Origin of the sequence: Acinetobacter haemolyticus, assembly GCF_900406815.1 — a bacterium.
GTDB classification, from domain to species: domain Bacteria; phylum Pseudomonadota; class Gammaproteobacteria; order Pseudomonadales; family Moraxellaceae; genus Acinetobacter; species Acinetobacter haemolyticus_A.
Window position 1 is genome coordinate 120,554 of the sequence record NZ_OVCN01000009.1, and the last position, 12,651, is coordinate 133,204.

11 protein-coding genes and 1 pseudogene are annotated in these 12,651 nt (G+C 38.8%); 9 read left to right on the forward strand and 3 right to left on the reverse strand.

The genetic code is table 11. The features are described 5' to 3' along the window. The first annotated feature begins 2 nt into the window (after positions 1 to 2). Both rpiA and DK207_RS08170 read left to right on the forward strand, forming a co-directional pair. Positions 3 to 674: a ribose-5-phosphate isomerase RpiA gene (rpiA, locus tag DK207_RS08165; protein WP_004639245.1), complete on the forward strand. Its 672-nt coding sequence runs from the start codon at positions 3 to 5 to the stop codon at positions 672 to 674. Beyond that, positions 674 to 1,366, forward strand: coding sequence for a SprT family zinc-dependent metalloprotease (locus DK207_RS08170; protein ID WP_109440736.1), 693 nt, complete (start codon positions 674 to 676; stop codon positions 1,364 to 1,366). The genes rpiA and DK207_RS08170 overlap by 1 nt, the downstream gene beginning before the upstream one ends. 15 nt (positions 1,367 to 1,381) lie before the next feature. Here the strand turns inward: DK207_RS08170 and DK207_RS08175 are convergent, their stop codons facing one another. From DK207_RS08175 to DK207_RS08185, 3 genes are all read right to left on the reverse strand, one after another. Next, complete coding sequence (locus DK207_RS08175) at positions 1,382 to 1,993, reverse strand: CDP-alcohol phosphatidyltransferase family protein (RefSeq protein ID WP_171293653.1); 612 nt, start codon at positions 1,991 to 1,993, stop codon at positions 1,382 to 1,384. A 124-nt stretch (positions 1,994 to 2,117) separates the two neighbouring features. Further along, positions 2,118 to 3,608 carry an alkaline phosphatase gene (gene phoA / locus DK207_RS08180; RefSeq protein WP_109440738.1) on the reverse strand — a complete coding sequence of 497 codons (1,491 nt, stop codon included), beginning with the start codon at positions 3,606 to 3,608 and terminating at the stop codon, positions 2,118 to 2,120. Positions 3,609 to 3,790: 182 nt separating this feature from the next. Further along, on the reverse strand, positions 3,791 to 5,320 hold the full coding sequence (locus tag DK207_RS08185) for a hypothetical protein (protein WP_109440739.1): 1,530 nt from the start codon (positions 5,318 to 5,320) through the stop codon (positions 3,791 to 3,793). Between the two features lie 295 nt (positions 5,321 to 5,615). On the opposite strand from DK207_RS08185, the gene argC reads away from it, so the two are divergent. The 7 genes and pseudogenes from argC (at position 5,616) to DK207_RS08220 (ending at position 12,638) form a co-directional block, all read left to right on the forward strand. After that, complete coding sequence (argC, locus tag DK207_RS08190; protein WP_109440740.1) at positions 5,616 to 6,665, forward strand: N-acetyl-gamma-glutamyl-phosphate reductase; 1,050 nt, start codon at positions 5,616 to 5,618, stop codon at positions 6,663 to 6,665. Between the two features lie 81 nt (positions 6,666 to 6,746). Further along, positions 6,747 to 7,496 (forward strand): DUF6776 family protein, encoded by a 750-nt coding sequence (locus DK207_RS08195; RefSeq protein ID WP_109440741.1) that lies wholly within the window; start codon positions 6,747 to 6,749, stop codon positions 7,494 to 7,496. A 22-nt stretch (positions 7,497 to 7,518) separates the two neighbouring features. Continuing rightward, on the forward strand, positions 7,519 to 7,932 hold the full coding sequence (gene clpS, locus DK207_RS08200) for an ATP-dependent Clp protease adapter ClpS (protein ID WP_005080553.1): 414 nt from the start codon (positions 7,519 to 7,521) through the stop codon (positions 7,930 to 7,932). Between the two features lie 419 nt (positions 7,933 to 8,351). Beyond that, positions 8,352 to 8,456, forward strand: a pseudogene (locus DK207_RS08205) (ATP-dependent Clp protease adapter ClpS); the annotation flags it as partial. 99 nt (positions 8,457 to 8,555) lie between these two features. Beyond that, positions 8,556 to 10,841 carry an ATP-dependent Clp protease ATP-binding subunit ClpA gene (gene clpA, locus DK207_RS08210; RefSeq protein ID WP_004639236.1) on the forward strand — a complete coding sequence of 762 codons (2,286 nt, stop codon included), beginning with the start codon at positions 8,556 to 8,558 and terminating at the stop codon, positions 10,839 to 10,841. Further along, the gene (locus tag DK207_RS08215; protein ID WP_109440742.1) at positions 10,841 to 11,203 is read left to right on the forward strand and encodes a YnfA family protein; all 363 of its coding nucleotides are present in this window, start codon (positions 10,841 to 10,843) and stop codon (positions 11,201 to 11,203) included. Before clpA ends, DK207_RS08215 begins: the two co-directional genes overlap by 1 nt. A 391-nt stretch (positions 11,204 to 11,594) precedes the next feature. Further along, positions 11,595 to 12,638 (forward strand): 3-deoxy-7-phosphoheptulonate synthase, encoded by a 1,044-nt coding sequence (locus tag DK207_RS08220; RefSeq protein WP_109440743.1) that lies wholly within the window; start codon positions 11,595 to 11,597, stop codon positions 12,636 to 12,638. The last annotated feature ends 13 nt before the right edge of the window (positions 12,639 to 12,651 follow it).

Sequence of the window (12,651 nt, forward strand, 5' to 3'; positions counted from 1 at the left end):
TCATGAGTCTATATGCAACCCAAGATGAAAAAAAACAAGCTGCGGCTAAAGCAGCTTTAAAACATTTGCCTAAAGGCGGCATTTTGGGCGTAGGAACTGGAAGTACGGTTAACTTTTTAATTGATTTGTTACCTGAATTGCAATTAGAAGCAGCAGTTGCGAGTTCAAATGCAACAGCAGAACGCCTTAAAGAATTGGGTATCGAAGTTGTTGATATGAATTCTGTAGGCGGCCTAGATGCTTATGTAGATGGAGCTGATGAGATAGATCGTCATATGCATATGATCAAAGGTGGTGGCGCTGCGTTGACACGTGAGAAAATTGTTGCTTCTATTGCCAAAAAATTTGTTTGTATAGTTGATGATTCGAAATGGGTTGAGCAATTAGGACGTGATTTTCCGTTACCTGTTGAAGTGATCCCGATGGCACGTTCAGCTGTCGCACGTAAAATTGTCGCTTTAGGCGGTGATCCTGTATATCGTGAAGGTGTTGTGACTGATAATGGAAATGTGATTTTGGATGTTTATAATTTAAATATCCTCAATCCAATTGAGTTAGAGAAAACATTAAATAACATCCCAGGTGTTGTAACCAATGGTATTTTCGCACTCAATGCAGCAACGATCGCAATTGTTGCAACCAATAATGGAATTGAAGAGCGTGTAGCGCAGTAATGGTATCTGTTTCTGGAGAAACGCCATTACCAGAAGTCAAAGTAGTTCGACATGCAAGGGCGAGAAATTTGCGTTTGCGTGTCGAGCTAACTGGCATTCGTTTGACGGTACCGCTGTTTTGTACTAAACGTCAGATTCAACAATTTTTAAATCAATCCGAATCATGGCTTTTGGCTACATGGGCAAAGCAACAACAGCAACTGCTTCAAACATCCACTTTTCCTGAGCAATTGGTATTATTCGCCCACACTCAACCATTCTCCATTGTGAAACAAAAACAACGCCACATCTTTATATTTAATTGGGAATTACAGACGTTATTTATCCGAGAGATAGAGTCTGAAAAAGCACTACAAGCAGCGGTATTGGCTTATGCAAAACAATTTTTACCTGAATATTTAAATCAAATCAGCCGAGAAATCGACTTGCCTTACCAAGCGTGTACAGTCCGAAAACCAAAGACAAGGTGGGGAAGTTGTACCTCTAAACATGACATCATGTTAAATGCAGCTTTGGTTTTGATGCCTGAGTCGATTGTTCGCTCTGTTTGTGTGCATGAATTGGCACATACCAAACATTTTGATCATAGTGAAGCTTTTTGGGCTGAAGTTGCGAAACATGATAGAAATTACATCGAACATCGTAAACAGTTGAAGCAGGTTCAATTACCGAGTTGGTACTATCAAAAATAATAGCGTCTGATTTATTTAACCATTAAAAAAACGATTGCGTTGAATTTCTAATCCTCGTCTTAAACGAAGAGCTTGTTTGAGACTAGGTACATCATTCTGCCACTGCTTGAGTGTGAGAATGATTGCGATAATTTCAATGCGTGTCAGGATCCCTAGCCAAATAACTGCGTTAAATAAAAGTTGTGATTGTCCTGTAAGTGTGATTTGGACCAGCAACGCAAATAAAAATAAAGTCCATATTTTTGCCCCTATCGTATGAGTTGCAATTTCTTTCTTAAATTTAAAGTAGCTGATGATATAAGTGAATGCTTCAAAGATAATTAAAATAATGATTGGAAAAATATGTTGTTTAAAGAATTCTGGTTGCTGTAAGTAAATTGCACTGATCGCACAGATAAAGAAAATTTGGTCAATATTTGAGTCTAATCTACGTAGATTCTGATCCGAGACGCCCAAATGTCGAGCGATGATGCCATCAAAAATGTCACTGAGAAGTCCTAATGTCAGGAAGATTACAGTGTAAATGGGATAAAATTTGATTTGCATTAGGGTAATAATAACAATGAGTATGCCAAGGATGAGTCTTAAATAAATAAGAAGTTTAGGAGTTTTCTTTGCGATTGGCATCAAATTTAAGCTTGAATCATCATGTTGGAAAGAGTATAGCATTCACATTAGTGGTTATGTGCATGGCTCAATTTCCATAGATAAAAACGACCACAAATATTGTGGTCGCCTTAATTAGTACTGTTTATCTTGAGGCGTTTTGTTGAATACCTAACGCATCACGGATAATAAAGAATAAATCGGTTTGATCTAGTAAGCCAGATACGTTCGCAGCACGTGGTCCATAAGCCGCAATACGGACTTGTGCACCAGTATGATGTTGACTTGAACCCTCTGGAGCGGTGCCATAGTTGATTGCCATTGCAACCCCATCTTTGGTTTTCAGAGCTGCAGTTTGTCCTGGGCTATCTCCATTTATTGGTATAATTTGGCTTGTATGTGCATGATCACCCGTTACAACAATCAATGTCTCGCCGTGTTCTTTTGCAAATTTAAGAGCAACTTGAATGGCTTCATCAAGCTGTACAGTTTCACCAATTTGTCCACACGGATCGGCTGCATGATTTCGTTTATCAATAGAACCGCTTTCAACCTGTAAAAAGAAGCCTTTTTCATTGTTGCTTAATAGCTCGATCGCTTTTTCTGTCATTTGTGCCAAGCGTGGTGTTTGAATAGAAAAGGCGCTATTATCTTGGCAGCTTTCAGCACCTTTTTTATGTCCATTTAATTGTGTCACTGGACCACTCCAGATAACAGGAAGGTTACCATCGGCGAATAAGCCGAGTAAAGGCTGGTTTTGATTGGCACTATCAACTGCTTTTAACGAGTTTAGGTCTTCAACAATACGATAATTTTCTAATTTTGCGCGTTCAAGTAAGGTCTTATCTTTGAAAGGACCTGCTTTTGCAACTTCATAGAATGTTTTCTTGCCGCCACCTAAAGTAACGTCAGCACGGGTTGTTAAAAGCTGTTCTGTGATCGAACCTAATCCACCATTTTCCAATGCGCTTTCAGGACAGCGTTTAGTGGTTTCATTTGGTCCATAACACTTACGTGCGCTGATATGCGAGACTAAAGCCGCAGGGGTTGCATCTTGCAGTTCTGTGGTGGTTACATTACCTGTTGCAAATCCAGCTTTTTTTGCTAGTTCTAGTAGTGTTGCATGATGGTTTCCGCGAATATCTAGGCCTAAGGCATTGTTATAAGTTTTAATTCCAGAAGCCCATGCAGTTGCTGATGCTGCGGAGTCGGTCACGTAATCAACTTCGCCATCTTTATTTAATGAGTAAGTCGTATAGCTTCCAGTGAAAGGTAAGACGTCTAAGCCTTTAAAATAACCAGCCGCGCCTTCTGCATAGTTTCGTGCTGCGGTGATTTCAGAATCGCTCGTACCATCACCAATAAATAGAATTACATGCTTGACGGTTTTGTCACTCAGAGACTCTCTCATTGCCTGAGTACGTTCTTTTTTTAAGCGAGTTGCTCCGCCAAATTCACTAACATGACCATTTGCACCAACTTCAAGAAGTTCACCATCGAATTGAGGTGTTGTTACGGGTGGCTTAGGTTTTTCTAAAGGTTGATTTGATGATGAGTAATTATTGTCATCTCCGCCACATGCGGTAAATAACAGGGAGGTGATTAATATAGGTAAAAGTAATGGTTTTAGTTTCAATGTTTTTTCTCTAAAAATTAGTTGATAAGTAAACTAATTAATAGATATGAAATTTTGGTTAACATTTGATGACGGTTTAATGACAATAAAAATTAATATTTCTAACAATGAGTGAAAATTTGATTTCTTAATCTAAATCAGGCAATCAAAAATGATGTTTCAATTGCCTGATTTAATTATGATTAGTTGAAATTACATTGTAACTGTGTACTTTGTAATTGGTCTGGTGCTTTTCGACTATCCAAACCTGCACTGGCACTTAATACTTGATTTTCTTTAAGGTGTAATTGCACAAATTCATATTGAAGTTCGCCTTGCTTAGGCTCAGGGGAGCTGCTATTTAGTAGATACTCGTGATCAGCTTTATTCACTCTTAATAAATTATCTGTGCTGTCACCATCTAACTTGGATCGAAACTTTTGATTATCTTTTATAAGTTCAATCCAGCCATCGGCTCGAACATTAAGCTGACAATTTTGGGTACTGTCTTGGTAATGACCAATGAGATATTCAATCGTTGGCAAAGAGTGATTAATCAGATTGATGCCGATTAAACCTTGTTTACAAGGGTAGATTGAGCCATTACATGTTGCACTGGTATCTGCAAAACCGACAGCACGACGATAATCACCAGCACCATTCAAGCGAACACTTGATGGTGTGGATGGATCAGCAATTGGCATGACACCAGCATAAGTGCGTTGTTGTAAGTTGCTGTAGTTTTTGGGATTAGTGCTGCTTTGGTTAAAAGAATCAGCAAGCTCAAGCACTGCCTGCTTTAATGAAGCTGCATATTGCTCACGCGCATTTTTTTGAGTGGTTCCAATACCAATAATTGTGTTTTTGGCGGGATCAATGTTGTCAGGTGTGGTTGCGACCAGTGAAGTTAAAGGTGCTGGATCACCACGAAGCGTTTTTCCATCCAGGTAACCATCTCTTAAATCAATAGCCAGATTATGAGCAAATTCGACAAAGCTATTGTCCGGGTATGTGTTGGCCCACTGACGTAAATAACCAAAACTCAGATAGGTATTTGCGTATAAAGCAGTTTTTAAATGAGCATCTTGAGGTGAAAATACGTGAAAAAGAGTAGTTGCTTCTACATTTGGGATATCAAGATTTTTAAAGGCACTCAATAGTGCGGCATCTACATCACCTGTCGCAAGATCAAGTTGATTTGCTGTGATGAGCATAGGATATTGGTTTTCATCAGTAGGTAATTGTCCTGAACGTACCAACGCTCTTTGATATATCGCTTCAGAACTTGGATTGATGAAAATTGCTTGAGTTAGATTGCTTACATCAACCTTTACCAAAGCTCGCCAAGTAAAGTTCATGCTTTCGTATTTACTCGTGAGAAAGTTATATACAATAGAACTAGGAGTTGTAGAGATCTCAACACGATATAAGCGGTTTCTGTCTAAAATATAAGGTAGAGTCACTTTTAAATTTGTAGTGGTAATGACACTTTGCTCAAGCACTAATTTGTTATCAGAATTATCAAACACCTTTAGCACGACATTACGCATCTCAATCGGCACTTTAATGTTGAAATCTTTAGGCTTAGGAACAATAACCTCTTCTGGTTGAGATTCTTTATTCGCTTTACTTTCACCGCTACCACAACCAACTAAAGTGGTGCCGAGTAAAATGACACTCAAGCCTAAACAAATATGATGATGTAATCTTTGTTCTAACATCAAAGAAGGCATTCCAGCTCTCCAAAAAAAATTTGCATCCATGAAAATTATTATTTCTACGCGGTTTTATTCTATGCGAATCTGTCCTTGATTCAATAGTATTTCTTGACCAATGGTAAAATCTATTCGAATAAAATAAAAAAGCTTTTAATTCTTATATATGATTTTGGGGTGATATGCGAATAGATTGCTGTTAATTCTATAATTGATCATTAATTTCTTATAAGTTAGTGGCTTGTAGATTGTGTAAAACAAGGCAAACTGCCATACTATTTGCTTACCTCAATTAAAGCTAAAGGTGTGACACGTGATTTCTGTTGGTATTGTTGGTGGGACTGGATACACAGGGGTTGAGCTATTACGTCTATTATTAAGACATTCACAAGTTCAAGTCAGTATTCTTACTTCACGTACAGAAGCCGGAAAGCGTGTTGCAGATATGTTCCCAAGTTTACGTGGACATACTGATTTAGAGTTTTCAGATCTTGATTTAGATCAGTTAAAAAAATGTGATGTGATTTTCTTTGCTACACCGCATGGTGTCGCTATGCAACATGCTGAAGAGCTAATTGCAGCAGGTACTAAAGTAATTGATCTCGCGGCTGATTTTCGTTTGCAAAATCTTGAGCAGTTCGAGAAATGGTATGGTATGCAACATACTTGCCCAGAGGTTCTTCAGTCTTCAGCGTATGGTTTAACTGAACTCAATCGTGAGAAAATTAAACAAGCTGAAGTGATCGGTAATCCTGGGTGTTATCCAACAACTGTACAACTTGGACTCGCACCACTGATAAAAGATCAGTGGGGTTTGATTAACACACAAAGTATTATTGTCGATGCTAAATCAGGTGTGTCAGGTGCAGGACGTAAAGCTAGTCTTGGTATGATTTATACTGAAAATGCTGATAATTTCAAAGCTTATGGTGTTGCAGGACATCGTCATCATCCAGAAATTGTTGAGGCATTGGAAAATATATCGGGACAAAAAAGTCAGTTTGATCAACTGGTGTTTGTGCCTCATTTAGTACCTATGATTCGTGGCATGTTAAGCACGATTTATGTTGATTTAACTGAGCAAGGCCAGCAAAAAGATCTACAAGCGTTGTATGAAGATTTTTATAAGGACGAAAGATTTGTTGATGTTATGCCAGCAAATAGTTCTCCAGAGACTCGTAGCGTCCGTGGCGCAAATGAGCTTAGAATTGCATTATACCGTCCTCAACCAAGTAAACTCATTATCTTGGTTGCACAAGATAATCTAGTGAAAGGTGCTGCTGGTCAAGCTGTTCAAAATATGAACTTAATGTTTGGCTTTGATGAAGCAACTGGTTTAGAAGGCATTGGTTTATTACCATAAAAAACGCTTTTTTACTTCACACACATTTAAATTTGGATTTAAATGTGTGCTTTGATGTAGATCATAACGATAGAGATGAAGATGGAAAACGTTGAACCGACGAATTCACCAGACAGTTCCGTTGAGAAAAACAAATTCTTAAAATCAAATTTACCTTTGTTAATTGCTGCTGCAATTTTAATTGGTGGTAGTTTCATGGTTGGCTATACTGTTGGCCATCGTCAAGGATTAACCGTTGTTGGTTATGATGCAGATGCTGAGCAGCTCGTTGAAGTTGTCCAAAAGCAAAAGACGGCCTTGGACTCGATGAATAGAAGTTTGAATACAGCTATTCAAGAGCGAGATATGGCTGTAAGTAATGCTGATGACTTGTTTAAAGCGATCAATCAAGCCAATGCGGAGAAAACCCAGTTTCAAGGGATGAATGCGATTTATCGTGAAATATTGAAACAACGAGGTGGTGTCAGCTTAACGATACAGAATCTTGCTATTAAATCGTTACCTGAAAATACTTTTGAATATCAAATTGATTTGGTGCAAGTGAGCCCAAATAAACGCCGTGCTAGTGGTACTGTTGAATTACGTTTGATCAGAAATACTGAAATTCTAGATGTACCTTTAGAAGATAAAAGTTTTAACTTTGAAGACTTTGAACGTTTGACTGGACGCTGGACGATGCCAAAAGGATTTACACCTCAATTTATTGAAGTTCGTTTAAGTGGATCTGGAACACCAGTGATTAAACGGTTTAGCTGGCAACGTGGTCAACCTGTAGAATTAAATTCTGCTTTTGTATCAGAAATTCCTCAAGCTGAAGCAAATGCTCAGTAAATTTAAAGATTAAGTGTTCAATATGCGAAGATATAAACGTCAAATGAATTTAAGTGAAGTAAAAAACTCGTTTCAACAATCGGGTTATGTTGATTGGCACTTAAATCCTCGTTTAAGTGATTCGCACGAGGAGCATGAGGGTGAGGTGGTTGTACAAACTGCACCACCAGAATTAAAACGACCGCCGTTATATGCGGTTGTTCTAATGAATGATGACTACACACCAATGGACTTTGTGATAGAAGTCCTGCAAAGTTATTTCGGCATGGACTTTGATCAGGCAAGTCAGGTGATGCTGACGGTTCACTATGAAGGTAAGGGTACGGCAGGGATCTATCCTCGTGATATTGCCGAAACCAAGGCAAATCAGGTGAATAATTATGCACGATCACAAGGTCATCCATTACTGTGCCAAATCGAACCTGAGCAGCGTTAAGAAAAGCAACGCTTTTTAGCTGCGCAAGGCGAGCAACTGTGTTGCGAGTGAAAGGGTTAAGAAAAGCACCGCTCTTGCGGAATATATTCCTCATGCGCAAGGTGAGTAACTGTGTTGCGAGTGAAAGGGTTAAGAAAAGCACCGCTCTTGCGGAATATATTCCTCATGCGCAAGGCGAGCAACTGTGTTGTGAGTGAAAGGGTTAAGAACAACGCCTTTGCCTCATGCGCAGGACCTTGCGCCATGATATGGCTCATAAGTTATGAGTGATAGACTTAAAAGAAGCACAGCTTTTGTGGAGCTTGCTAACTGATAAGGATGGCGGAATGTCCAAGTGACGAGTTAAAAAGACAATTTGATAGAATCTATATTTTGATCGATTTGTCTTATTTTTGAACAATTAGATGGTTTATATTCTCTTTGTAATTGAAATTTTACAACAATACTTTGTTTTGAATCTTGACCAATATGCTCAACTAATGCTAACAGTAGATTATGAAGCGAAGAGATTCATAAACGTGTATTAGATAACGGTTATTGATACTCAAGTGGATCAGTCCATAATCGGCTTTTCAGTTTAAGATTCGTCTTTTTTTGATAGGCCCAAAATATAAGGGGGTTACATGCTCAGTCGTCAATTAGAAGTATCGCTACGTTTGGCTGTTAGCATGGCTCGTCAAAAGAGACATGAGTTTCTGACAGTAGAACATTTGTTGCTTGCATTACTTGATAACGATTCAGCCGTGAATGCTCTAAAAGCATGTGGTGCTGATATCGTTACGCTACGTAAAGAACTAGAGGAATATGTAGAGCAACATACCCCAAAGCTTGGTGACAATAGTGAACAAGCGCCTCATCCAACAGAGAGTTTTGATCGAATTTTACAACGTGCGATCTTCCATGTTCAATCGAGTGGTGGAGATCGAACAGTCGAAGGTGCAGATGTTCTCGTAGCAATGTATTCAGAAAGAGATTCTTTTGCTGTTTATTTGCTTAAACGTCATCAAATTAACCGTTTGACGCTAACTCAATACTTGTCTCATGGTACACGTAAAGATGAGATTCAGGTCGAAGAAGAAGTAGAAGATATTGAAGGTGAAAATGGTGCTTCAGCGAGTGCTGGGCCATTGGAGCAATATACGCTTAACTTAAATGTCGAAGCTCAAAAAGGTAAAACAGATCCTTTAATTGGACGCGAGAAAGAGATTGAGCGTGCGGCACAAATCCTATGTCGCCGCCGTAAGAATAATCCGCTTTTAGTCGGTGATCCTGGTGTTGGTAAAACATCGATAGCCGAAGGTCTAGCTTGGTTAATTGTCAATGGTAAGGCGCCGAAACCACTTGCAAATGCTGAAGTGTATAGTTTGGATATTGGTGCGTTAGTTGCTGGTACTAAATATCGTGGTGATTTTGAAAAGCGTTTAAAACAACTGTTGAATGCCTTGAAAAAAAATCCAAATGCCATTTTGTTCATTGATGAAATTCATATGATTATTGGTGCAGGCTCTAGTATGGGCAGTACCATGGATGCATCGAATTTAATTAAACCAGCTTTGGCGAATGGTAGTTTACGTTGTATTGGATCAACCACATTCCAAGAGTATCGTCAGGTATTCGAAAAAGATCATGCTTTATCACGTCGTTTTCAAAAGGTTGATGTAAATGAACCAAGCATTAATGAAACGATTGAAATTTTGCGCGGTTTAAAAGGAAAATTTGAAGACTTCCATCATGTTGAGTATGAAGATAAAGCGCTTGTTGCAGCGGTAGAGCTTTCTGCTAAATTCATTAATGATCGCTTTTTGCCAGATAAGGCAATTGATGTGATTGATGAAGCGGGCGCTCAACGTCGCTTAAAAGCAGAAGTGGATGGTTCAATGATTTCTGTTGAAAACATTGAAGATATTGTGTCAAAAATTGCACGTATTCCACCGAAAACTGTATCTAAAGATGATAAGACTGTACTTGAAAACTTAGAGCGTGATTTAAAGCGTGTTGTATTTGGTCAAGATGAAGCAATTACAGCACTAGCATCAGCGATTAAGCTATCCCGTGCAGGTTTAAAAGCGCCAGACAAACCGGTAGGCAGTTTTGTGTTTGCAGGTCCTACAGGTGTCGGTAAGACTGAAGTGACCAAACAGTTAGCTAAATTGTTAGGTGTCGAGTTTGTGCGTTTTGATATGTCTGAATACATGGAGCGTCATGCAGTTTCTCGTTTGATTGGTGCGCCTCCAGGTTATGTTGGTTATGATCAAGGTGGCTTGCTCACTGACGCGATCCATAAGAATCCACATTGTGTATTGTTACTTGATGAGATTGAAAAAGCACATCCTGATGTCTTCAACTTGTTATTACAAGTGATGGATCATGGTGCATTGACGGACAATAATGGACGTAAATCTGATTTTAGAAATGTGATTATTGTGCTTACAACCAATATCGGTGCAGAAAGTATTTCTCGTGCAAGTATTGGCTTTACTGAGCAAGATCATAGTGCTGACAATCAGGATGCAATGAAACGTGCATTCTCGCCTGAATTCCGTAATCGTTTGGATGGTGTGATTCAGTTCAAATCTCTTCCAACCACTGTTATCGAATCAGTTGTAGATAAATTCTTAACTGAGTTGCAAGCCCAGTTAGATGAAAAACAAGTCGTATTAGAGGTAGATCAAAGTGCACGTGACTGGTTGTCAACCAATGGTTATGACCGTCTCATGGGTGCTCGTCCTATGCAACGTTTGATTCAGGAACACTTGAAAAAACCGCTTGCTGAAATGATTCTGTTTGGTGAGCTAGCCGAGCATGGCGGCAACGTTGCGGTTTCTGTGAAAATGGAAGATGGCAAAGAGGTTGGCTTGAAGTTGGAAGTATTTGAAGATCATATCAACCCGAGTGCTGAACCTGCTTAATGTTTGAAGTCACTTACTCAATAACCCAAGTACTTAAGGTATTTGGGTTATTTTTCATTACAGCAATTGCTGAAATTTTAGGTTGCTATTTCCCTTATTTAATTTTGAATCAGGGCAAATCTCATTGGTTGTGGATACCTACAGCATTGAGTCTAGCTCTTTTTGTCTGGCTATTGACACTGCATCCAGTAGCATCTGGTCGTATTTATGCAGCCTATGGCGGTATTTATATATTTACAGCGTTAATGTGGTTGCGCTATGTCGATCAAGTCGTGCTGACCCGTTGGGATCTCTTGGGGGTAGTTGTGGTTTTATGTGGAGCATCACTTATTATCTTGCAACCAGATGGTCTTGTACGCTAGAAACTACAAAATATTTACTAAAAACACTTGTCAAATGGTGAAATAGTGCGTAATTTAGATTTAAGAGATATTTTTTGATATTTGAAATAAATATGTTAAAGCATACTTTGAACACAAACGCATACTTTTACTTTTGGCACTATTGATAGTTGCCTGATGCGTTTCGGGCAGCAAAAAGGGTTGCCCAACCAGTTAATACCTGATCGGCAACACCGATCAGGTTTTTTTATGCTTTAACAATCATTACCTTAGGAGAATCATCATGTATACATTTAACGTTTCATATTTTAGCAAGACTTCTTGGTTTTACTTTGCGAAGAAATCAACGTCGCTTAGATCACACTTGCTCAAATAAATATTCGGACTGTTTAGCAGTCCAAAGGAAATGAAAATGAATGCTTTAAATACTGCTTTGACACAACCACAAACGCATACAAAAGAATCAATGCTCAGCTTACCTACACAGCTCAAAGCGCAGTATCCCTTGTCCGCTACTTTAGCGCAGCAGATTTCAAAACATCGTCAAACGATTCAAAATATTTTATCAGGTCATGATCCTCGTTTAATGGTAATTACAGGGCCTTGTTCGATTCATGATCCTATTGCTGTATTAGAGTACGCTGATCGCTTACAACAACTACAAGAACAAGTGAAAGATCAGATATTTCTCGTGATGCGAGCATATATTGAGAAGCCTCGCACAACAGTAGGTTGGAAAGGTTTCTTATATGACCCAAATTTAGATGGATCATCAGATTTACAATTAGGTTTAGAAAAATCTCGTGAGCTTTATTTACAGCTCATTGAAAAAGGATTACCTATTGCAAGCGAAATATTAAGCCCTATGGCTACAGGTTACTTCGATGATTTATTGGCCTGGGGCGCAATTGGCGCACGTACTAGCGAATCACAAATCCACCGTGAAATTGCGAGTCATATGCCGTATAGCATTGGCTTCAAAAATGGTACGGATGGTTCGATTCAGATTGCTTTAGATGCAATTCAATCTGCTTTAAATGGTCATCAATTTTTAGGAATGACACAACAGGGATTACCTGCAATTCTTCATAGCAATGGTAATCCATTACCGCATTTAATTTTACGCGGTTCTAACCAAGGCACAAATTATGACTTAGCATCAATTCAAGCAATGCATTTTAAGCATAAGCATTTACCAGCATTGGTGATTGATTGTAGTCATGGAAATAGTGGTAAGGATCCATTACAACAACCGAATGTATTAAAGCAAATCATTGCAGAACGTGCTGAGTCCAAAGTTCGTGGTGTGATGATTGAAAGTCACTTGGTTGATGGGAATCAAAAGATTTCTTGCGATATGACATATGGACAATCGGTGACTGATGGTTGTTTAGGTTGGGATAAAACTGAACAAGCTTTATTAGATGTTGCAAAACAAATGAGATCAAAAAAGTGATGTTGAAATATTA

What these genes read in the sequence shown, in the direction of transcription:
- DK207_RS08220 (WP_109440743.1), top strand. Translation starts at nt 11,595, where the DNA reads ATGAATGCTTTAAATACTGCTTTGACACAACCACAAACGCATACAAAA.
- DK207_RS08215 (WP_109440742.1), top strand. Translation starts at nt 10,841, where the DNA reads ATGTTTGAAGTCACTTACTCAATAACCCAAGTACTTAAGGTATTTGGG.
- DK207_RS08170 (WP_109440736.1), top strand. Translation starts at nt 674, where the DNA reads ATGGTATCTGTTTCTGGAGAAACGCCATTACCAGAAGTCAAAGTAGTT.
- rpiA (WP_004639245.1), top strand. Translation starts at nt 3, where the DNA reads ATGAGTCTATATGCAACCCAAGATGAAAAAAAACAAGCTGCGGCTAAA.
- DK207_RS08195 (WP_109440741.1), top strand. Translation starts at nt 6,747, where the DNA reads ATGGAAAACGTTGAACCGACGAATTCACCAGACAGTTCCGTTGAGAAA.
- clpS (WP_005080553.1), top strand. Translation starts at nt 7,519, where the DNA reads ATGCGAAGATATAAACGTCAAATGAATTTAAGTGAAGTAAAAAACTCG.
- DK207_RS08185 (WP_109440739.1), bottom strand. Translation starts at nt 5,320, where the DNA reads ATGCCTTCTTTGATGTTAGAACAAAGATTACATCATCATATTTGTTTA.
- DK207_RS08175 (WP_171293653.1), bottom strand. Translation starts at nt 1,993, where the DNA reads ATGCCAATCGCAAAGAAAACTCCTAAACTTCTTATTTATTTAAGACTC.
- clpA (WP_004639236.1), top strand. Translation starts at nt 8,556, where the DNA reads ATGCTCAGTCGTCAATTAGAAGTATCGCTACGTTTGGCTGTTAGCATG.